This window comes from Streptomyces sp. NPDC059454, assembly GCF_042749965.1.
Taxonomy (GTDB): Bacteria; Actinomycetota; Actinomycetes; order Streptomycetales; family Streptomycetaceae; genus Streptomyces.
The window spans coordinates 1-21,499 of the sequence record NZ_JBHYVC010000052.1 but is presented as its reverse complement, the minus strand read 5'-3'; the positions used below and the strand labels follow the sequence as shown (position 1 = coordinate 21,499).

Sequence of the window (21,499 nt, the reverse complement as noted above, 5' to 3'; positions counted from 1 at the left end):
CGTTGTCGGTGGGGTGGGGCAGGATGGGCCGGATGAGCCAGGAGAGCCTTCCGTCCGACGGCGGTCCGGAGCACCCGGACGCCCTGCCCGAGTACGCCGAGCGGGTCCTCGAGGTGACCGAGCTGATCCCGCCGGGACATGTCATGACGTACGGGGACGTGGCCGAGTGGCTGGGGGAGGGCGGTCCCCGGCAGGTCGGGCGCGTGATGGCCCTGTACGGGGGAGCGGTGCCGTGGTGGCGTGTCGTCCGCGCGGACGGAGTGCTGTTGCCGGGTCACGAGCTGAGAGCCCTCGGCCACTACCGCGCGGAGGGCACGCCCCTGAGGGAGGCGAGCCGGGCCGCGGAGGGCCACGTGCCGCGCCTCGACATGGGGCGCGCGCGGTGGGACGGCGGCGGGTACACCGAGGGTCACACCTGACAGCTTCCGCCATCGCGCACGCCGCCGTGTGACCTCTGATCCCCCGAGGTGAGGCGGAGCACATTCGTGGCATGACGTACGTTCGTGAGGCAAGGGACATGTGCGTCCGGAGCGACCGGAGGGAAGAAGCGGAAAGCCTGCTTCCGTACTTTTCACCGGCGTAGCGTCGGCTGCGCGTGCCCCCTTCACCCCGCGCCCACCGTCCCGCACGCGCGGCGAACGGCCCCACAGCACACCCACCAGGACCGGCGAACCACGTGAGCTCCTCTTCCTCCACCAGCGGCCTGTCGCACCCCCAGGTGCGGCGGGGGAATCGTGGCGCTTATCGACTGGTGCGTACCCCGCCGGACCGCGTGAATCCCCCTCGACTGGACGCCGCACAGCGCTCCGTGGTTGAGCACGGGACCGGCCCGTTGCTCGTTCTCGCAGGTCCGGGCACCGGAAAGACCACCACGCTGGTCGAGTCCGTGGCCGCGCGAATCGCCCGTGACGGGGACCCCGAGCGCATCCTGGTGCTGACGTTCAGCCGCAAGGCGGCCGTCGAGCTGCGCGACCGCATGGCCCTGCGGATCGGGGCCGCGCGCGCCCCGCAGGCGACCACCTTCCACTCGTTCTGCTACGCCCTGATCCGTGCCCACCAGGACAGCGACCTCTTCGTGGAGCCGCTGCGGCTGCTGTCGGGCCCCGAGCAGGACGTCACCGTCCGCGAGCTGCTCGCCGGCCAGGTGGACCTGGAGCGGCTCGGGCTCGCCCATGTGCGCTGGCCGGACGAGCTGCGTGCCTGCCTCACCACCCGCGGCTTCGCCGACGAGGTCCGCGCGGTGCTCGCCCGCAGCCGCGAACTGGGCCTCGGGCCCGACGCCCTGGACGCCTTCGCCCGCCGCATCGGACGCCCCGACTGGCGAGCCGCCTCCGCTTTCCTCGCCGAGTACCTCGACGTCCTCGACCTGCAGGGCGTCCTCGACTACGCCGAACTGGTCCACCGCGCGGTGCTCCTCGCCGGCCGCCCGGAGATCGCCGGGCAGCTCGCCGCCCGGTACGACGCCGTCTACGTCGACGAGTACCAGGACACCGACCCCGCCCAGGTACGGCTGCTGCACGCCCTGGCCGGCGGGCGCACCCTCGTCGCCTTCGGCGACCCCGACCAGTCGATCTACGCCTTCCGGGGCGCGGACGTGGGCGGCATCCTGGAGTTCCCCTACGCGTTCCCCCGTGCGGACGGCCGCCCGGCCCCGGTCGAGGTGCTGCGCACCTCCCGGCGCTCCGGCACCGTCCTGCTGGAGGCCACCCGGCGGGTGACCCGGCGCATGCCGCTGCCCCGCCTGCCCGCCGAGAAGGTCCGCGCCCACCGGGAGCTGACCCCGGACCGGGACGGCGGCCGGGTCGAGGTGTACACCTACCCGACGTCCGGCACGGAACTGGACAACGTCGCCGACATCCTGCGCCGGGCGCACCTGGAGGACGGCGTCCCCTGGAACGACATGGCCGTCCTGGTCCGGGCCGGCGCCCGCACCCTCCCCACCGTCCGCCGCGCGCTCACCTCGGCGGGCGTCCCCGTGGACGTCGACGGCAACGACCTGCCCCTGCGCCACGAACCGGCGGTGGCCCCGCTGCTGACGGCCCTGCGCGCGGTGGCGACGGCGGAGGCGGGCGACGGGGAAGGCACCGGAGCCGGCGCCGAGGCGCAGCCGTGCTGGCTCGACACCGAAACCGCCCTCACCCTGCTCACCTCCCCCCTCGCCGGCATGGACGCCGCCGACCTGCGCCGCCTCGGACGGGCCCTGCGCGAGGAGGAGCGGGCCGCGGGCAACCCGCTGCCGCCGCCCTCGGACGAGCTGCTCGCACATGCGCTGGCCGAACCGGAGCGGCTCGCCGTGCACGACCCCGCCTACGCGCGGGGCGCCCAGCGTCTCGGCGGCCTGCTGCGCCGGGCCCGTGAGCGCCTGGCGGGCGGCGGTACGGCCGAGGAGGCTCTGTGGGACCTGTGGGACGGCACACCGTGGCCGGGGCGCCTGGAGCGCTCCGTCCGGCGCGGCGGCGCGGCCGGACGCAACGCCGACCGGGACCTCGACGCCGTGTGCGCGCTGTTCGCCACCGCCGCCCGCGCGGAGGAACGCACCGGCGGCCGGGGCGCCCTGAACTTCCTGGAGGAGATCGAGGCCGAGGACATCGCCGCCGACACCCTCACGCGGCGCGCCGCCCGCCCCGACGCCGTGCGCCTGATGACCGCGCACCGCGCCAAGGGCCTGGAGTGGCGCCTGGTCGTCGTGGCCGGCGTCCAGGAGGGCCTGTGGCCGGACCTGCGCCGCCGCGGCTCCCTGCTGGAGGCCGACCGCATCGGCCGCGACGGACTCGCCGAACCCCTCACTCCCGGAGCGCTGCTCGCCGAGGAACGCCGCCTGTTCTACGTCGCGGCCACGCGCGCGCGTGAGCGGCTCGTCGTGACGGCCGTGAAGGCGCCCGCCGACGACGGCGACCAGCCCTCCCGCTTCCTGACCGAACTGGGCGTCGAGCCCAAGGACGTCACCGGCCGCCCGCGCCGTCCCCTGGCCGTCGCCGCGCTCGTCGCCGAACTGCGCGCCACGACGGTCGACCCCCGGGTCTCCGACACCCTGCGGGAGGCCGCCGCCCAGCGGCTGGCCCGGCTCGCCGCGCTCGCCGACGAGGACGGCCGCCCGCTGGTGCCCTCCGCGCACCCCTACCGCTGGTGGGGCATGTTCGAGCCCACGGAGAGCAAGGTGCCGCTGCGTCACCGCGACCAGCCCGTCGTGCTCTCCGGCAGCGCTCTCGACCAGCTCGCCAACACCTGCGCCCTGCAGTGGTTCCTGGGCCGTGAGGTGAAGGCCGACGCGCCCGCGACCGCCGCCCAGGGCTTCGGCAACGTGGTGCACGTCCTCGCCGACGAGGTGGCCTCCGGGCACACCCCGGCCGACCTCGACGTCCTCATGGAGCGCCTCGACTCGGTGTGGAACGCGCTCGCCTTCGACGCGCCGTGGAAGTCGGCGCAGGAGAAGGAGCACGCGCGCGTGGCGCTCGAACGCTTCCTCGAGTGGCACGTCATGGACCGCACCGGACGCACCCCGGTGGCCAGCGAGCACGACTTCGACGTCACCCTCGAAGCGGGCGACTACGAGGTCCGCATCCGCGGCCAGATGGACCGCGTCGAGACCGACGCCGAGGGACGCGCGTACGTCGTCGACTTCAAGACCGGCAAACAGGCGCCCAGCGCCAAGGAGGTGGAGCGCCACCCCCAGCTCGCCGTCTACCAGCTCGCCGTCGGGGAGGGCGCCGTCGACGACGTCTTCGACGGAGTGCGTCCCGAACCGGGCGGTGCCGAGCTCGTCCAGCTGCGCCAGGGGGCCGCCAAGCGGGACGGTGGCGAGACCCTGCCCAAGGTGCAGGCCCAGGATCCCCCGGAGGGGGAGTGGATCGGCGACCTGCTGGCCACCGCTGCCGGGAAGGTCCTCGACGAACGGTTCGGCCCGACCGCGGGCCAGCACTGCGCCCACTGTGCGTTCCGGGCCTCGTGCAGCGCCCGGCCCGAGGGCCGGCACGTGGTCGAATGACCGGCGTGACGCATCGCACCCCTTGCGCCGACCTGCGGTTATCCGCTCCCGGAGCGCTCTGAAGGCATCTGTTGTCAGTGCCCGCCGCTAGATTCTGCGTGTGCCCGCCCGTATCACCGATCCCGATCAGCTCAAGGAGCTCCTCGGGATCCCCTTCACCCCGGAGCAGACGGCCTGCGTCATCGCGCCGCCCGCTCCGCAGGTGATCGTGGCCGGAGCCGGGTCGGGCAAGACGACGGTGATGGCGGCACGTGTGGTGTGGCTGGTCGGCACCGGCCAGGTCGCCCCCGAACAGGTGCTCGGCCTCACCTTCACCAACAAGGCCGCCGGCGAACTCGCCGAACGCGTCCGCAAGGCGCTGATCAAGGCGGGCGTCACCGACCCGGACGCCATCGACCCGGACAACCCCCCGGGCGAGCCGGTGATCTCCACGTACCACGCCTTCGCCGGCCGCCTTCTGACCGATCACGGCCTGCGCATCGGCCTCGAACCGACCTCCCGGCTGCTCGCCGACGCCACCCGCTACCAGCTCGCCGCGCGGGTCCTGCGCGAGGCCCCCGGCCTCTACCCGGCGCTCACCCGTTCCTTCCCCGACCTGGTCGGCGACCTCCTCACCCTGGACGGCGAGCTCGCCGAACACCTCGTACGGCCCGAGGACCTGCGCGCCCACGACGCCGAGCTGCTGCGCACCCTGGAGAACACCAAGCTCACCAACGCCGACCTGCGCAAGGTCCCCGAGGCGGCCGCCGCGCGGCGCGAGCTCGCCGACCTCGTGCTGCGCTACCGGGCCGCCAAACGCGAACGCGACCTGCTCGACTTCGGCGACCAGATCGCCCTGTCCGCCCGGCTCGCCGCCCTCCCCGAGGTGGGCCGCGTCCTGCGCGACGAGTTCCGCGTGGTCCTCCTCGACGAGTACCAGGACACCTCCGTAGCCCAGCGGGTCCTGCTGGCCGGGCTGTTCGGCGGCGGCACCGGTCACCCGGTGACCGCCGTCGGTGACCCCTGCCAGGCGATCTACGGCTGGCGCGGCGCCTCCGTCGCCAACCTCGACGACTTCCCCGAGCACTTCGCCCACGCCGACGGCCGCCCCGCCACCCGCCAGTCGCTCAGCGAGAACCGCCGCAGCGGCGGTCGTCTCCTCGACCTCGCCAACGGTCTCGCCGAGCCGCTGCGCGCCATGCACGCGGGCGTGGAGGCCCTCCGCCCGGCCCCCGGAGCCGAACGTGACGGCACCGTCCGCTGCGCCCTGCTGCCCACCCACGCGGAGGAGATCGACTGGATCGCCGACTCCATCGCCCACCTCGTCCGCACCGGCAAGGCGCCCGGCGAGATCGCCGTGCTCTGCCGCACGGCCGGCGACTTCGCCGAGATCCAGGGCGCCCTGGTCGCCCGGGACGTCCCCGTCGAGGTGGTCGGCCTGTCCGGGCTGCTGCACCTTCCCGAGGTCGCCGACCTGGTCGCCGTCTGCGAGGTCCTCCAGGACCCCGGCGCCAACGCCTCCCTCGTCCGGCTGCTGACCGGCCCGCGCTGGCGCATCGGCCCCCGCGACCTCGCCCTGCTGGGGCGGCGCGCGCGGCGGCTCGTCTCCCACGCGCGCGTGGACGGCGACGACGACCCCGACCGGAGGCTCGCCGAGGCCGTCGAGGGCGTCGACCCGGCCGAGGTGATCTCGCTCGCCGACGCCCTCGACACCTTCCTGGAGACACCGCTGGACGGCCGCGGGGACGACGACGGCCTGCCCTTCTCAACAGACGCGCGCGTGCGCTTCGCCCGCCTGGCCGCCGAACTGCGCGACCTGCGCCGCTCCCTGGCCGACCCCCTCATGGACGTCCTGCACCGCGTCCTCGCCGTCACCGGCCTGGAGGTCGAACTCTCCGCGTCCCCGCACGCCCTGGCCGCCCGCCGGCGCGAGACCCTCTCCAACTTCCTCGACATCGCCGCGTCCTTCGCCGCCGGCGACAACGAGGCCACCCTGCTCGCCTTCCTCGCCTTCCTGCGCACCGCCGCCCAGTACGAGAAGGGCCTCGACAACGCGCTGCCCGGCGGCGAGAACACCGTCAAGGTCCTCACCGCGCACAAGTCCAAGGGCCTCGAATGGGACGTCGTCGCCGTCCCCGGACTGGTCACCGGTACCTTCCCCAGCGGCCAGGGCCGTGAGAAGTGGACCGCGCAGGGCAAGGTGCTGCCGCACGGACTGCGCGGCGACGCCGACACCCTGCCCGACGTCGAGTCCTGGGACTCCCGCGGCCTGAAGGCCTTTCACGAGGCCATGAAGGAGCACCAGCACACCGAGGAACTCCGTCTCGGCTACGTCACCTTCACCCGCCCCCGCTCCCTGCTCCTCGGCTCCGGCCACTGGTGGGGACCCAGCCAGAAGAAACCGCGCGGCCCCTCCGAGTTCCTTCACGCCCTCTACGAGCACTGCGCGGCCGGACACGGCGAGATCGAGGCGTGGGCCGACGAGCCCTCCGAGGACGAGGAGAACCCCGCCCTGCACCGGGCCGGCGACGACCAGGTGTGGCCCCTGCCCCTCGACGCCGCCGCCCTCGCCCGCCGCCGCGCGGCCGCCGACACCGTCCTCGCCCACCTCCACCGCCTCGCCGCCCACCCGGACGGCCCCGCCACGGCCGTACACGACCCCGACGCCTACGACGACCCGGACTGGCCGCCACCGCCCGACGAGGACCCCCTCCCCGAGGAGGACCCCCTCCCCGAGGAGGACCCCCTCCCCGAGGAGGACCCCTTCGCCGACGCCGGCCCGGACGACTGGGACTCCTGGAGCACCGACCGCCCCACCGTCCCGCACCAGGCGACGGCGCCGGAAGCCACCACGCCCCCGCGCGCCGCGGAGCCGGCCCACCCGCCGCGACCCCGTCTCACCCCCGAGGAGGCCCGCACCGTCGCCTCCTGGGACCGCGACCTCGACGCCCTCACCGGAGAGCTCCTGCACACCCGCGCGAGCATCACCGAGGTGCGGCTCCCCGCCTCGCTGACCGCCTCCGAGCTGCTGCGCCTGGCCGCCGACCCGGACGGCTTCGCCCAGGAGCTGGCCCGCCCCATGCCCCGCCCCCCGCAGCCCGCAGCCCGCCGCGGCACCCGCTTCCACGCCTGGGTCGAGGCGCGCTTCGAGGAACTGACGCTGCCCATGCTGGACCCGGACGAGCTGCCCGGCAGCGACGCCGAGATCGCCGACGAACGCGACCTGGATGCCCTCAAGGAAGCCTTCGAACGCACCGAGTACGCCCACCGCACCCCCCACCGCGTGGAAACCCCCTTCCAGCTGTCGCTCGCCGGCCGCGTCGTCCGCGGCCGCATCGACGCCGTCTACAGGGAGGACGACGGGGACGGGACGAGGTACGAGATCGTCGACTGGAAGACCGCCCGCGGCCGCACCGCCGACCCGCTCCAGCTCGCCGTCTACCGGCTCGCCTGGGCCGAACAGCAGGGCGTCCCCCTGGAGACCGTCACGGCCGCGTTCCTGTACGTACGCACCGGTGAGGTCGTCCGCCCCGACGCCCTGCCCGGCCGCGCGGAGCTGGAGCGGCTGCTGCTCGGGGAGCCGTCCGGTGAGATACCGCACTCTAAGGACACCGGCGCGGGCCGATAGGCTCGAGGACATGAGCCAGCCCGTTGACACTGCCGTCAGCGCCGTCCGTACGTACATCGCACAGCACCGCGTCGCCTTCCTCGACGACCTCACCGAGTGGCTGCGCATCCCGTCCGTCTCGGCCCAGCCCGACCATGCGTCCGACGTGCGCCACAGCGCCGACTGGCTCGCCGCCAAACTCAAGGAGACCGGCTTCCCGACCGCCGAGGTCTGGCCCACCCCCGGCGCCCCGGCCGTCTACGCCGAATGGCCCTCCGCCGATCCCGAGGCGCCCACCGTGCTGGTCTACGGCCACCACGACGTGCAGCCCGCGGCGCGCGAGGACGGCTGGGACAGCGAGCCCTTCGAACCCGTCGTCCGCGACGATCGCCTCTACGCGCGCGGTGCGGCCGACGACAAGGGCCAGGTGTTCTTCCACACCCTCGGCGTCCGGGCCCACCTCGCCACCACCGGCCGCACCACCCCGGCCGTCCACCTGAAACTGCTGATCGAGGGCGAGGAGGAATCCGGCTCCCCGCACTTCCGCGCGCTCGTGGAACAGCACGCGGACCGGCTCACCGCCGACGTCGTGATCGTCTCCGACACCGGCATGTGGTCCGAGGACACCCCCACCGTGTGCACCGGCATGCGCGGCCTCGCCGAGTGCGAGATCCGGCTGTACGGCCCCGACCAGGACATCCACTCCGGTTCCTTCGGGGGCGCGGTGCCCAACCCGGCCACCGCCGTCGCCCGCCTGGTGGCCGCCCTGCACGACGAGCACGCGCGCGTGGCGATCCCCGGCTTCTACGACGGTGTCGTCGAGCTCACCGACCGCGAACGCGAACTCTTCGCCGAGCTGCCCTTCGACGAGCGGCAGTGGCTGCGCACCGCCAAGTCCCACGGCACCCTGGGCGAAACCGGATACAGCACCCTGGAGCGCGTCTGGGCCCGTCCCACCGCCGAGGTCAACGGCATCGGCGGCGGCTACCAGGGCCCCGGCAGCAAGACGGTCATCCCGTCCTCCGCCATGGTGAAGCTCTCCTTCCGGCTCGTCGCCGGCCAGGACCCCGAGCAGGTGCGCAGGGCCGTCGGCGCCTGGGTGCCCGGACAGCTGCCCGACGGCATCCGCCACGAGATCTCCTTCAGCCCCGCCACGCGCCCCTGCCTGACGCCACTGGACCACCCGGCCCTGCGGTCCGTGGTCCGCGCGATGGGCCGCGCCTTCGACGCACCCGTCCGCTTCACCCGCGAGGGCGGCTCCGGACCGGCCGCCGACCTCCAGGACGTCCTCGGCGCACCGGTGCTGTTCCTCGGCATCTCCGTCCCGTCCGACGGCTGGCACGCCCCGAATGAGAAGGTCGACCTGGACCTGCTCCTCAAAGGCGCCGAGACCAGCGCGTACCTGTGGGGCGACCTCGCCGAGCACTGGCGGCACGTCCCCTGACCTCGCATACCGTCCGAACCGGGCGCCCGCGCGGGGCACACTGGAAGGGACCCGCCGCGCTCCGCAGGACCCGGTCCCTCCCGCCGCACGTCCGCCGAACCGCCCGCCGACCCAATCCGTTCCACCGGGGGAGTTGGAAGCACCCGTGACCACCTGGACCGACCACACCGCCGACCGACCCGTCTCGCTCACCGCCCCGAGCGGCATCGACCGCGCCGCCCACCACCGGCTCGACGAAGCATGGCTCGCGGCGGCGTGGAGCCACCCATCGACCCGCTGCTTCGTGGTCTCCGGCGGCCAGGTCCTCATCGACGAGACGACGGACGGGCGTACCGAACTCGTCATGACCCCGTCCTTCGAGGCTCCGCTCACCGAGGCCCACCGCTACTTCCTGGGTATCGACGACGAGGGCGTCAGCTACTTCGCCCTCCAGAAGGACTCCCTGCCCGGCCGCATGGACGCCTCCGCCCGCCCGGCGGGCCTGCGCGAGGCGGGACTGCTCCTGTCGCAGCGCGAGGCCGGCCTGATGGTGCACGCGGTCGCCCTGGAGAACTGGCAGCGGCTGCACCGTTTCTGCTCCCGCTGCGGTGAACGCACCGTCATCGCCGCCGCCGGCCACATCCGCCGCTGCCCCGCCTGCGGCGCCGAGCACTACCCGCGCACCGACCCCGCGGTGATCATGGCCGTGATCGACGACCAGGACCGCATCCTGCTCGGCCGCCAGGTCCACTGGCCCGAGGGCCGCTTCTCCACGCTCGCCGGATTCGTCGAGCCGGGGGAGTCCATCGAGCAGTCGGTGCGCCGCGAGGTCCACGAGGAGGCCGGCATCGGCGTCGGCGAGGTCGAGTACATCGCCAGTCAGCCCTGGCCCTTCCCGTCCAGCCTCATGCTGGGCTTCGTCGCCCGTGCCACCTCGACCGAGATCAACGTGGACGGCGACGAGATCCACGAGGCCCGATGGTTCTCCCGCGACGAACTCGACGCCGCCTTCGAGTCCGGAGAGGTGCTCCCGCCGTACGGCATCTCGATCGCGGCCCGCCTGATCGAGCGCTGGTACGGCAAGGACCTGCCGGCCCGCAGCGCCTTCTGACGGGACGCTCGGCGCTCTGAACGGGTCCCGGCGTCGAGCCGCCGGGGCGCCGTCCCGTGACCGGCTAGGCTGTCGGACCGGGCGGAGCCGTAGCGCAGAGGTCGTCGCGCGCGGTCTCCAAAACCGCGAGGACGCCGGTTCGAATCCGGTCGGTTCCGTCCTTCCCGCACCTCTGAACACAAGTCGGCCCCCTCCGGTGACCTCGACCGGAGGGGGCGCGGCGCCGGAGAACGTCAGACCGCGAGAGCCTGCTTCACCTGGGCGAGGCTCGGGTTCGTCATCACGACCTCGTCACCACCGGTGGTGGGAACCACTCGCACCGTGGGCACCGTCTGGTTCCCGCCGTTCGCCTTCTCCACGAAGGCCGCGGACTCCGGGTCCTGCTCGATGTTGATCTCGGTGTACGCGATGCCCTCGCGGTCCATCTGGCTCTTCAGCCGGCGGCAGTAGCCGCACCACGTGGTGCTGTACATCGTCACAGTGCCCTGCATACCTCTCGCGCTCCTTCGGCGGCTCGGGGACGTCCTCGCTGTGGGGGAACGTACGTGAAAGCGCCGGCATTCCCGCCGGGTGCCGCACGGCTCCCACGTGATGCGTGCCGCATTAGTACGACTGCGAGGCCCTCCCTGTGGACAACCGGCTCGTCCGTCTCCGGCGACCTGGCAGCATGGCTGTGTGACAGCAGCAACGCACTCCACCCTCTTCCCACAGGTACCGGACTCGGCCGACGCGGTGCTCGAAGGGCTCGACCCCGAGCAGCGCGCCGTGGCCACCGCCCTGCAGGGTCCGGTGTGCGTGCTGGCGGGCGCCGGCACCGGCAAGACCCGGGCGATCACCCACCGGATCGCCTACGGGGTGCGCGCGGGCATCCTCCAGCCCTCCAGCGTGCTCGCCGTCACCTTCACCAACCGCGCCGCCGGGGAGATGCGCGGCCGGCTGCGCCAGCTCGGCGCCGTCGGTGTCCAGGCCCGCACCTTCCACTCCGCGGCGCTGCGCCAGCTCCAGTACTTCTGGCCGAAAGCGATCGGCGGCTCCCTGCCCCGGCTCGTCGACCGCAAGATCCAGCTGGTCGCCGACGCGGCCGTCGCCTGCCGCATCCGGCTCGACCGGGGCGAGCTGCGGGACGTCACCGCGGAGATCGAATGGTCCAAGGTCACCCAGACCGTCCCGGCCGACTACGCGGCAGCCGCCGCCAAGGCCGGCCGGGAGTCCCCCCGTGACCCCGCCGAGATCGCCCAGCTCTACTCCGCCTACGAGGACCTCAAGCGCGAGCGCGTCGTCATCGACTTCGAGGACGTGCTGCTGCTGACCGTCGCCGTCCTGCAGGACCGGCACGACATCGCCGAACAGGTCCGCGCCCAGTACCAGCACTTCGTCGTCGACGAGTACCAGGACGTCAGCCCGCTCCAGCAGCGTCTGCTGGAACTGTGGCTCGGCGAGCGGGAGAACCTGTGCGTGGTCGGCGACGCCAGCCAGACGATCTATTCGTTCACGGGCGCAACCCCCGACCATCTGCTCGACTTCCGCACCCGCCATCCCGGGGCCACCGTCGTCAAGCTGGTCCGCGACTACCGCTCGACCCCCCAGGTCGTCCACCTGGCGAACAGCCTGCTCGCCCAGGCCCGTGGCCGGGCCGCCGATCACCGGCTGGAACTGGTCTCCCAGCGTGCCGCGGGCACCGAGCCGGTCTTCACCGAGTACACCGACGAGCCCGCCGAGGCGGAAGGCGCCGCCCGACGCATCCGTGAGCTGATCGACGCGGGGGTCCCGGCGAGCGAGATCGCCGTTCTGTTCCGGACGAACGCCCAGTCCGAGACCTACGAGCAGGCCCTCGCCGATGCCGGCGTGCCCTACCAGTTGCGGGGGGCCGAGAGGTTCTTCGACCGTCCCGAGGTGCGCAAGGCCGGCATCGCCCTGCGCGGCGCGGCCCGCTTCGGCGGCAACGACACCCTCCTCGACGACGCCCCCGACCTGCCCTCCCAGGTGCGCGCCGTGCTCTCGGGCGAGGGCTGGACGACCCAGCCGCCGGCCGGTTCCGGAGCGGTCAGGGAACGCTGGGAGTCACTGGCCGCGCTGGTGCATCTCGCCCAGGACTTCGCCGCCGCCCGGCCCGGCGCCACCCTCGCCGACCTCGTCGCCGAACTCGACGAGCGGGCCGGCGCCCAGCACGCCCCGACCGTGCAGGGCGTCACCCTCGCCTCGCTGCACTCGGCCAAGGGCCTGGAGTGGGACGCCGTCTTCCTGGTCGGCGTCGCCGAGGGCATGATGCCGATCACCTACGCAAAGACCGACGAGCAGATCGAGGAGGAACGCCGCCTCCTCTATGTCGGTGTCACCCGCGCCCGCGAGCGCCTCCATCTCTCCTGGGCGCTCTCCCGTTCACCCGGCAGCCGGCCGAACCGTCGCCCCAGCCGCTTCCTCCACGGACTGCGTCCCGGCTCGAACGCCGCCGCGGGCCGTGGCGGCGCGGTCGGCACGGGAGGTGTGGAGCGCGGCTCGTTCGGGGTGGCGTCGTCCGCCTCGGTCCCCCCGAGCCCGAGGCGCGGACAGCGCAGCCCCGCACGCTGCCGGGTGTGCGGCCGCACGCTGACCGACGCGGGCGAGATGAAGCTGATGCGCTGCGAGGACTGCCCCACCGACATGGACGAGGGCCTGTACGAGCGGCTCCGTGAGTGGCGCGCCGGCCAGGCGGGGCGCAGCGGGCAGCCGGCCTTCTGCGTCTTCACCGACAAGACGCTGATGGCCATCGCCGAGACGGTCCCCGACGACGAGCACGCACTGGTCAGGATCCCCGGGGTGGGGATGCGCAAGCTGGGCCGTTACGGAGCCGACGTTCTGGCCATCTGCGCAGGTCGTGACATCAACGAGGAACGGGATCAGGACTGATCCGAACTCGTCGGAAAAATAGTTTGCGCATGCCCCGGCAATCCCCATAGGTTCTTAGGCACGGGACGGCGGCCTTCTCCAAGGCCCCGATTCCGTGTTGTACTTGCATATCCGCGGACCGGCTCACCCCAGTCCCCTAGACGCCGAGAGGAGGCGAGTCCAGTGATCAGCATCAACACCAGCTCCATCGTCAAACTGACCGATCGCTCGGCCGTCTCCCTGTGCATGCTCGGCGCCTCGAACCAGGGCACCGGTCTGTCCGGCATCCGTGCCGCGCGCCCGGCGTCCTCCCTTGCTCCCGCGGCTCCTGCCGTCCGTGAGCGGGATGAGCGACCGACCGAGGCACTGGAAGCGGTAGTGGCACAGGCGAAGGCCTATGCCTTTGCGGCAGCCGGTGCCGGATTCCGGAAGCAGACGACGCAGCACCACCTGATGTGGGCCTTCCGTGGGCCAGAACCCTGGAGTGATCCAGCCTGATCCGATCAGGCCGGCGCCTTCAGGGCCGCGGAACCCCATCCGGGATCCGCGGCCCTTCTGTTTTCCCTTAAGCGGGGAGAGCGAAGCGCCTCGGGACAAGAAAAGAGCCAGGTACCAGCCGCCGCCCGGCCAACAGGCCGGAAAACGACCAGACGAGGAAGACGAACCGTGCAACTCGAAGCGCACGTCCCGTCCGTACCGCCTTCCGACACGATCCCCAAGCCCGGCTCCACGGAGGACCCGACCTTGACTCCGCTCACCGCGCTCACCGCGCTCGACGACGCCATCGAGAACCTCGGCGTACCCGTTCCGTGCCGTTCCTACGACCCGGAGGTCTTCTTCGCCGAGTCGCCGGCGGACGTCGAGTACGCCAAGTCCCTCTGCCGCACCTGCCCGCTGATCGAGGCCTGCCTCGCCGGCGCCAAGGAGCGGCGTGAGCCCTGGGGCGTCTGGGGTGGCGAGCTGTTCGTCCAGGGAGTTGTCGTCGCCCGCAAGCGGCCGCGTGGCCGCCCGCGCAAGAACCCGGTCACGGCATGAACACCCCAGGAACGATCGACCGCCCTCTCACGCACGACCCCCAGAAGCAGGCCCCGATGATGCCGTCCGCTCACGAGCCCGCAGGCTCCGCGACCGAAGACTTCACCACCAGCGGTGCGAACGACTCGCGCCAGAACAGGACCCGAGAGATGCAACTCATCCCAGAAGCCCTGGCCCGTGCGCATATGCACGAGCGACTGCAGGAGGCGCAGCGGGAGCGCCGGGCCGCGGGCCTGGTGACCGCTCGCCGGATGCAGCGCCGGGCCGAGCGCGCCTCCCGGCGCGCCCGCCGCGCGCTCGCCCTCGCGGTCATGCAGTAACCGATCCCACCTGAAGAGGCGGTCTCCCCAGTCCGGAGGCCCAGCTCTCCCCGCGGGGACCGATCCGTGTGAACGGACCGGTCCCCGCGGTGCGTTGTGCGGGGCGGGCCGCTGGTAACGGCGTTATCGTCGCCGGGTGACGAGTCCTCCCGGCGGCAGTGACGACGACGGTTCCGCGGCGGAGCCGGAGCCGCTGGGGTGTGCCCGCTGCGGCACCCGCGCCGAGGGGCCGCAGCCGACCTGGACCTTCTCCGTGGAGGACGGCGTCCGCCTTCACTACTGCGAGGCGTGCTCCCGCGACAACCTGCGGGCGATCGAGGGCCGCCTGGACTCGCGGTGGTGGTAAAGGCAGCCGGTGCCCGCGGTGCCCGCGGTGCCCCTCGGGTCCGTCACGCCCGGGCGGCCGGTTCCTCCGCCGCGGGTTCCTCCGGGACGAAGCCCGGCAGCCACTCCTCCAGTTCCTCCCGCAGCCGCACCGTCGCGCCCAGCTGACAGAGCACGCCGATCGTGCTCAGGGTCACCCGGTGGATCAACAGGTAGGCCGGGGGAAGGTTGAGCTGCTTGGCCAGCTGGGAGGCGGGGGAACGGGGGTCGGCTATCCGGGCCGCCTGGCTCCGCATCCAGCCGCGGGTGAAGGTGAACTCGTCGGCCCGGGCCGGCTCGATGATCGGCAGGAGGTAGTCGAGGACGGCGTCGGGATCCAGCTCGATCGACTCCTTGACGAAACCCTCGGCGCAGAGCATCTCGTAGACGGCCTCCGCCTCGCCGTCCAGCGTCATCCGCAGGGCCTCGCCGATGGGCTCGGGCAGCCCACCCGGGAGCCGGTCCACGGTGCCGAAGTCCAGTACGCCCAGGCGCCAGTCGTCCTCGCCCTCCGGCCCGCCGGGCAGCAGACGGAAGTTGCCGGGATGCGGGTCGGCGTGCAGCAGACCGGTGCGGGCGGGACCGGAGAACAGGAAGCGGGCCAGAAGCTGGCCGGCCCGGTCGCGCTGTGCCTCCGTGCCGTCCGAGATGATCTCCGACAGCGGTGTGCCGTCCATCCACTCGGTGATCAGCACCTGCTCGCACTGGTGGACCACGTTTGGCACGACGACGTCGGGATCGCCGTCGAACTCCTCGGCGTGGGCCCGCTGGGCCTGGGCCTCCAGGCCGTAGTCCAGCTCTTCGGAGACCCGGTCCTTCAGCTCCGTGATCAGCGGCTTGACGTCCATGCCGGGGATGAGCGGACCCAGCAGACGGGCGAAGCGGCTCAGCTGGTTCAGGTCGGACAGCAGGGCCTCGCCGGCGCCCGGGTACTGCACCTTGACCGCCACCTCGCGGCCGTCGCGCCACACCGCCCGGTGCACCTGGCCGATCGAGGCCGCAGCGGACGGCTTGTCCTCGAACTTCAGGAACAGCTTTTGCCAGCCTGTGCCCAGCCGCTCCTCCAGCACCGCGTGGACGGTACGGGTCGGCATCGGCGGGGCGGCTTCCTGCAGCTTGGTCAGCGCCGCCCGATAAGGACCGGCGACCTCCTCCGGCAGAGCCGACTCGAAGACCGACAGGGCCTGGCCGAACTTCATCGCGCCGCCCTTGAGCTCGCCGAGCACCTTGAAGAGCTGCTCGGCGGTGCGCTGCTGGAGCTCGCGGCCGACAAGCTCCGCGGACTCGCCCACGATCCGCTTGCCGAGCCCCCAGGTAGCCCGCCCGGCGAAGCCGAGCGGGAGTGCGGCCAGTTTGGCGGTCCGGGTGACCGCCTTCCGGGGAAGATCAGACATGCGCCCTCCAAGTCCCTGCCGGCCGCTTCGCGTCCGCCTTGCGGCGCCACTCCTCCGACGGCCCGTGCACGGCCATTGTCTCGTGCGGCCCCCCGTCCCCGGGGGTGTGTTCTCCCTTACCTTTTTCCGGATCTTTGCGCGCGGCCCCGCACGGGCAGACCGGGTGCGGCCGGACCGGGCGCGCATGCCAGTGCAGAGCGGGAAGGGAGACCTCCCAGCGTGCGCCGGCGCTGGACGGAACCCGGCCGTCCAGGAAGGTGAGCGCGTGGGCGGCCGCCAGCCCGGCCACCGTCGTGGCCAGCGTCAGGTCGCAGGCGCCCACCCGGCGCTGCCGCCCGGAGCGCCACTGTGCGGCCAGGCGCGGCCAGGCCGGGTCCCGGTCGGTGCGGTCCTGCTGGAGACAGCCCGCGCAGCTCGTCTCGCCGGGCAGGACCAGCGGGCCGACCACACCGGTCCCCTCCACGACACCGACGTAGAGATGAGGTGTGCCCGAGGACACAAGGGCTTCGGCAGCCGCCGGATCGGGCGCGTGCACGGCGACGTCGTCCCGCGGGGCAAGGACGACCAGACCGAAACCGGGGTCGCCTTCCGCGAGGGGAGACCGGGCGGTCCGGTGCGGCGGGCGGTCCGGGGCGGCCCGGCGTACCGCGCGACGGGCCGCCTCGTCCCTGCGGTCGCCGACGGCCTCGGCGGGCAGCCCGCCCGGCGCGACGTCCCACGGCTCGACCCGCCCGGCGTCGCGCACGTCGACCTCGCCCACTCCGGCCCCCGACAGCAGCGCCGCGAGGGCGGCGCCCACCCGGCCCCCGCCTCTCACCTGCACCCGCATACCGCGGCGCGCCGCCAGCCGGCGGAGCGGATCGCCCGGTGCGGAGGTGGTCAGGGCGAGGGACGCCAGGTCCGGACGGAGCCGGTCGAGGACCTCCGGTTTCTCCCGCAGGGTCTCGGCGGCCGGCCCGCCGCCCCGGGCGTCGTCCAGGAGCCCGGCCCGCGACAGCCGGCGTACGAGCCGGTCGACATGGCCGTCGGGCAGATTCATGCGCCGTGCCTCCTCCCGCAGGAGCTCCAGACCGCGGGTGCCGTTGAACAGGTCGAGAAAGCTGCCCGTGGCCGTGTCCATCGGGCCCAGCGTCAACGCGCGCGCCGGCGTCATCCCGAACTGCACGGTGTTGAGATCACGCCATCCGCGCCGAAGCGCGGGCTTGACCATCGGATGCATGACAGACCCCCGTATGTCCCGGACCGTCCTCGTTGAGCGGTCGAGCCCTTCGTGGCTCGTCCGACGCATGCCAGCATGCCGGGACGGGCCGAAGGCTGCCGAAAGTTGTCCACAGGCAGTGGGATTCATCGCACAAATCCGGCGCTCGGTGGGGGGATCGCCATGGAACCGTCCCGGAGCCAAGACTTCCCCGTGCACAGCGGGTACCGTCGGGGCGTGCCCGCCGACCCACTGCACCGCGCCGGAACGTCACAGCGCAGCACGACGAGTCAGCCGACGAACGGCTCGCGGGCGAGCGCGATCGAGGTCCGCAGGAGCGCCCGCCGTCGCAGAACGGTCTCCGCGTACCGCGAGGGCGATCGCACCGTAGTGCTCATCCCTGCCCGGATGTCCGAGGCCGAGGAGCAGCGCTGGGTGACCGTCATGCTCGACAAGCTGGCCGCACAGGAGAGCAAGCGGGCGCTCGGGGACACGGAGCTGGCCGAGCGCGCGCGGCGGCTGTCGGACCAGTACTTCGACGGGCGGGCCAAGCCCGATTCGGTGCGCTGGGTCACCAACCAGAACACGCGCTGGGGCTCGTGCACCCCGTCCGAGGGGAGCATCCGGCTGTCGCACCGGCTGCAGGGCATGCCCGAGTACGTCGTCGACTACGTTCTCTGCCACGAGCTGGCGCATCTGCTGGTGCCCGGGCACGGCCCGCGCTTCTGGCGGCTGCTGGAGGCCTACCCGAGGACGGAGCGGGCCCGTGGCTACCTCGAAGGGGTGGTCGCGGCCGAGCGGCTGCCGCACGTGCCGGCTGCGCGTGATGCCTGAGCACCGCGCGAAGTGAGCGCACCGTAGGCCTGTACGCGCGTTCTGTACCGGGTCTGTACCGACTTCATCCGGTGTCCGAGTTTGCCGTTAGCCTGGCGCGACGCACTCACATTCGGGATGGGGGACGGTCGTACGTATGGCCAGGGAATTCCAACGCGGCCACAAGGCCAGGATCAGTGACCTCACGGCGGGGACGGATCTGTACGTAGGTGTGCAGATCTCCGGTCCGGGGCTGACCTTCGACATCAGCTGCTTCGGCCTCGACGCCGACGAACGGCTCTCCGACGACCGTTACTTCATCTTCTACAACCAGCCGAAGTCCCCCGAGGAGTCCGTTCAGCTCCTGGGTGCCCAGGCGGGCGACACCGAGTCGTTCCGCGTGACGCTGGACCGGGTGCCGCAGCAGATCAGGAAGCTGTCCTTCACGGCGACCCTCGACGGTGCCGGGCAGATGTCGCAGGTCGGTCCCGGGTACATCCGTATCGTCGCGGGCGGCGAGGAAGTGGCCCGGTACCCGTTCAGCGGCTCGGAGTTCTCCACCGAGCGGGCCGTGATGCTGGGTGACTTCTATTTCAAGGACGTCTGGCGGTTCGCCGCCGTCGGACAGGGCTTCGACGGCGGGCTCGACGCGCTGCTGCGGAACTTCGGCGGCCAGGTGGCCGAGGACGAGCCGGTCGCCCCCCAGCAGCAGCCGGAGGCCGGCGGTGGAGCCACGCCCGGTTTCGCCCCGCCCGCCCAGGCCACCGCCCCGCCCGCGTTCGGCGTACCCGGCGGCACCGCCCCCGCGCCTGCTCCGGCCCCCGTGCCCCAGCCCGCCGCACAGGGCTTCGCACCGCCGCCGGCCCCCGCACCGACCGTGCCGCCGGTGCACACCGCGCCGACCATCGTCGCCCCCTTGCACACCCCGCCCGGCGGCTCCCCGGTGCCGCCCCCGGCGCCCGCGCCCTACGGTCAGCCGGGCCAGCAGCCGCCGCCGTACGGCCGGCCCGCCCCGCCGCCTCCGGGCTACGGACAGCCACAGGCACCGCAGGCGCCCGCCCCGCCGCCCGGCTACGGACAGCCCACGCCCCCTCCGGGCTACGGCCAGCAGCCTCCGCCCGGACAACCGCCGGGCCAGCAGGCCCCGTACGGGGCGCCCCAGGGCGCTCCCCAGGGTGCACCGCAGAGCCCCGGTGTGCTCGGCGCGCTCCAGCAGTTCAAGGAGACCCCCACCGGTCAGCGCTGGACCCAGCAGAACAAGAAGCTGGTCCGCGCCGACCTGGGCATCGGCGGGCAGCCCGTACTGGCCCGGCAGGGCAGCATGGTGCTCTACCAGGGCAAGGTCGACTTCAGCTACAAGGGCGCCGGCTTCTCCGGCCGCATCGTCGGCAATGCCACCGGCCAGGAGATGCAGCTGATGCGCTGCACCGGTCAGGGCCAGGTGTTCTTCGCCGAGAACTCCACGATGCTGCACCCGATCGAGCTCCAGGGCGACGCCGTGTGCGTCTCCGCCGAGAACGTCCTCGCCTTCGACGAGAGCCTCCAGTACGAGGTCCGCCGCATCGAGGGACACGGCATCCCCGGCGGCGCGCTGTTCACGATGCAGTTCCAGGGGACCGGCACCATCGTCGTCAAGACCCACGGCACGCCCGTGGTGCTGCCGGTCACGCCCACCACCTTCGCTGACTGCAACGCCGTGGTCGCCTGGTCGGCCGCCTCCCAGGTGGTCGTTTCCAGCCAGGTGCGGATGCGCCGCAACTCCTACCCCGGCGATACCGGGGAGAGCGTCAACCTGCAGTTCCGGGGCGCACCCGGCAACTTCATCGTCGTCCAGCCGTACGAGATCTGAGGGAGCCCGTCATGAACCAGCCACTCGCGGGCTACGCCCCCGCCCCCGTCACCGCCCGCATGGAGAACCACGGCAACCACATGGCGAAGATCGCCATGCAGACCGGGAACGACCTCCTCGCGCGCGTGGGCTCGATGGTCGCCTACGAGGGGTTCGTCCAGTACGAGCCCAACCCGCCGGCCGTCCGCCAGATCGCCAAGGACTGGATGACCGGTGAGGGCGCGCCCCTGATGAAGTGCTCCGGCGACGGCCTGCTCTACCTCGCCGACTACGGCGCCAACGTCGTCGTGATCAACCTCAACGGCGACGGCATCTCCGTCAACGCCACCAATCTGCTTGCCTTCGACGCCCATCTCACGTGGGGCGTGGAGCGGGTCAAGGGCCTGGCGAAGTTCGCCGGGCAGGGCCTGTGGAACACCAGGATCTCCGGACAGGGCTGGGTCGCGCTGACCTCGCGCGGCAAGCCGATCGTCGTCGACTGCGGTGGTGGCGACGACGAGACGTACGTCGATCCGGACGCCCTGGTCGCCTGGTCCCCGAACCTCAAGGTGAAGGGCAAGCGCAGCTTCCGCGCCCAGTCGCTGATCGGCCGCGGCAGCGGAGAGGCCTACCAGATGGCCTTCTCCGGTCAGGGCATCGTCGTCGTCCAGCCCAGTGAGGACAGCACCGACCGTCTCCGGGTCCGGGGCTGAGGGGGAGCAACCACACCATGCAGAGCCCGCTTTTCGCCTTCAACGACCAGCAGACCCAGGAGCGCTGGAGCCTGCAGAACCAGCAGATGCTCCGCGTCGCCCTGGAGGGCCACGACGACATCCTCGCCCGCAAGGGCACCATGGTCGCCTACCAGGGACTCGTCGAGTTCGACGCCGAGTTCCAGGGCAACAGCGCATCACGCGCGCGTGCGCAGACCGGTGAGGGAATCGACCTGATGCGCTGCCACGGGCAGGGCACGGTCTACCTCGCCAACCTCGCCCAGCGCATCCACGTCATGGAGGTGGAGCAGGACGGGCTGACGGTCGACAGCAGCTATGTGCTCGCGATGGACTCCTCGCTGCACCACGAGGTCATCGCCGTCGACAGCCTGTACGGCATCTCCGGCTCCGGGAAGTACCAGCTCAACATCACCGGCAACGGCAAGGTCGCCCTGATGACCTCCGGCATGCCGCTGCTGATGCAGGTGACGCCGGACAAGTACGTCAACTGCGACGCCGACGCGATCGTCGCCTGGTCCACGTCCCTGCGCGTGCAGATGCAGGCCCAGACCCACTCCTCCGGGGTGTGGCGGCGCCGCGGCAGCACCGGTGAGGGCTGGGAGCTCAGCTTCATGGGCAGCGGCTTCGCGCTCGTCCAGCCCAGCGAGCTGCTGCCGCCGCAGAACGCCCAGATCGGCGGCGGCATCACCGCGCAGTACGGCATGGGACAGCAGGGCGCCCGCGGCCAGAACCAGGGCAACGTCTGGAGCTGACCGGGGACGGCACAGGGGTGAGGGGGGGCCCCCCCCCGGGTGGGCCCCCCCCCCCCGGGTAAGACCCCCCGAAACGCAGGGGCGGATACACC

General features: G+C 72.6%; 17 protein-coding genes and 1 tRNA gene. 15 read left to right on the top strand and 3 right to left on the bottom strand.

The features are described from left to right. The first annotated feature begins 32 nt into the window (after positions 1-32). From ACFXAE_RS27585 to ACFXAE_RS27560, 6 genes are all read left to right on the top strand, one after another. Positions 33-419, top strand: coding sequence for an MGMT family protein (locus ACFXAE_RS27585; protein ID WP_384719580.1), 387 nt, complete (start codon positions 33-35; stop codon positions 417-419). A 257-nt stretch (positions 420-676) separates the two neighbouring features. Further along, the gene (locus ACFXAE_RS27580) at positions 677-3,985 is read left to right on the top strand and encodes an ATP-dependent helicase (RefSeq protein ID WP_384719578.1); all 3,309 of its coding nucleotides are present in this window, start codon (positions 677-679) and stop codon (positions 3,983-3,985) included. A 100-nt stretch (positions 3,986-4,085) separates the two neighbouring features. Continuing rightward, positions 4,086-7,592, top strand: a complete 3,507-nt coding sequence (locus ACFXAE_RS27575; protein WP_384719576.1) for a UvrD-helicase domain-containing protein — start codon at positions 4,086-4,088, stop codon at positions 7,590-7,592. A 10-nt stretch (positions 7,593-7,602) separates the two neighbouring features. Beyond that, on the top strand, positions 7,603-9,015 hold the full coding sequence (locus ACFXAE_RS27570) for a dipeptidase (protein ID WP_384719574.1): 1,413 nt from the start codon (positions 7,603-7,605) through the stop codon (positions 9,013-9,015). A gap of 145 nt (positions 9,016-9,160) precedes the next feature. Further along, positions 9,161-10,105, top strand: coding sequence for an NAD(+) diphosphatase (nudC, locus tag ACFXAE_RS27565; protein ID WP_384719572.1), 945 nt, complete (start codon positions 9,161-9,163; stop codon positions 10,103-10,105). Positions 10,106-10,188: 83 nt separating this feature from the next. Continuing rightward, a tRNA-Trp gene (locus ACFXAE_RS27560) sits at positions 10,189-10,263 on the top strand. A 75-nt stretch (positions 10,264-10,338) separates the two neighbouring features. On the opposite strand, the gene ACFXAE_RS27555 is transcribed toward ACFXAE_RS27560, so the two are convergent. Then, entirely contained in the window at positions 10,339-10,596 is a 258-nt protein-coding gene (locus ACFXAE_RS27555) for a mycoredoxin (RefSeq protein WP_384719570.1), read from the bottom strand. Between the two features lie 100 nt (positions 10,597-10,696). Here ACFXAE_RS27555 and ACFXAE_RS27550 point away from each other — a divergent pair, with 100 nt between their 5' ends. The 5 genes from ACFXAE_RS27550 (at position 10,697) to ACFXAE_RS27530 (ending at position 14,671) form a co-directional block, all read left to right on the top strand. After that, positions 10,697-12,991 (top strand): ATP-dependent DNA helicase UvrD2, encoded by a 2,295-nt coding sequence (locus ACFXAE_RS27550; RefSeq protein ID WP_384719568.1) that lies wholly within the window; start codon positions 10,697-10,699, stop codon positions 12,989-12,991. A gap of 162 nt (positions 12,992-13,153) precedes the next feature. After that, on the top strand, positions 13,154-13,468 hold the full coding sequence (locus tag ACFXAE_RS27545; protein WP_384719566.1) for a hypothetical protein: 315 nt from the start codon (positions 13,154-13,156) through the stop codon (positions 13,466-13,468). Positions 13,469-13,636: 168 nt separating this feature from the next. Then, a complete protein-coding gene (locus ACFXAE_RS27540) occupies positions 13,637-14,005 on the top strand; it encodes a WhiB family transcriptional regulator (RefSeq protein WP_073932361.1) in 369 nt (122 codons plus the stop codon). Further along, entirely contained in the window at positions 14,002-14,325 is a 324-nt protein-coding gene (locus tag ACFXAE_RS27535; protein WP_384719564.1) for a hypothetical protein, read from the top strand. The genes ACFXAE_RS27540 and ACFXAE_RS27535 overlap by 4 nt, the downstream gene beginning before the upstream one ends. 136 nt (positions 14,326-14,461) lie before the next feature. Beyond that, positions 14,462-14,671 carry a hypothetical protein gene (locus ACFXAE_RS27530; RefSeq protein ID WP_384719562.1) on the top strand — a complete coding sequence of 70 codons (210 nt, stop codon included), beginning with the start codon at positions 14,462-14,464 and terminating at the stop codon, positions 14,669-14,671. Between the two features lie 43 nt (positions 14,672-14,714). Here ACFXAE_RS27530 and ACFXAE_RS27525 read toward each other — a convergent pair whose 3' ends face one another. Both ACFXAE_RS27525 and ACFXAE_RS27520 read right to left on the bottom strand, forming a co-directional pair. Then, a complete protein-coding gene (locus ACFXAE_RS27525) occupies positions 14,715-16,082 on the bottom strand; it encodes an ABC1 kinase family protein (protein WP_384719560.1) in 1,368 nt (455 codons plus the stop codon). Then, positions 16,075-17,301 (bottom strand): TOMM precursor leader peptide-binding protein, encoded by a 1,227-nt coding sequence (locus ACFXAE_RS27520; RefSeq protein ID WP_384719558.1) that lies wholly within the window; start codon positions 17,299-17,301, stop codon positions 16,075-16,077. The genes ACFXAE_RS27525 and ACFXAE_RS27520 overlap by 8 nt, the downstream gene beginning before the upstream one ends. 216 nt (positions 17,302-17,517) lie before the next feature. Here ACFXAE_RS27520 and ACFXAE_RS27515 point away from each other — a divergent pair, with 216 nt between their 5' ends. The 4 genes from ACFXAE_RS27515 (at position 17,518) to ACFXAE_RS27500 (ending at position 21,407) form a co-directional block, all read left to right on the top strand. Further along, positions 17,518-18,114 (top strand): M48 family metallopeptidase, encoded by a 597-nt coding sequence (locus tag ACFXAE_RS27515; RefSeq protein ID WP_384719556.1) that lies wholly within the window; start codon positions 17,518-17,520, stop codon positions 18,112-18,114. A 136-nt stretch (positions 18,115-18,250) separates the two neighbouring features. Next, on the top strand, positions 18,251-19,942 hold the full coding sequence (locus ACFXAE_RS27510; RefSeq protein ID WP_384719554.1) for a TerD family protein: 1,692 nt from the start codon (positions 18,251-18,253) through the stop codon (positions 19,940-19,942). A gap of 11 nt (positions 19,943-19,953) precedes the next feature. Continuing rightward, positions 19,954-20,634, top strand: a complete 681-nt coding sequence (locus tag ACFXAE_RS27505; RefSeq protein WP_384719552.1) for an AIM24 family protein — start codon at positions 19,954-19,956, stop codon at positions 20,632-20,634. Positions 20,635-20,651: 17 nt separating this feature from the next. Then, positions 20,652-21,407, top strand: a complete 756-nt coding sequence (locus ACFXAE_RS27500; protein ID WP_384719550.1) for an AIM24 family protein — start codon at positions 20,652-20,654, stop codon at positions 21,405-21,407. Positions 21,408-21,499: the final 92 nt, after the last annotated feature.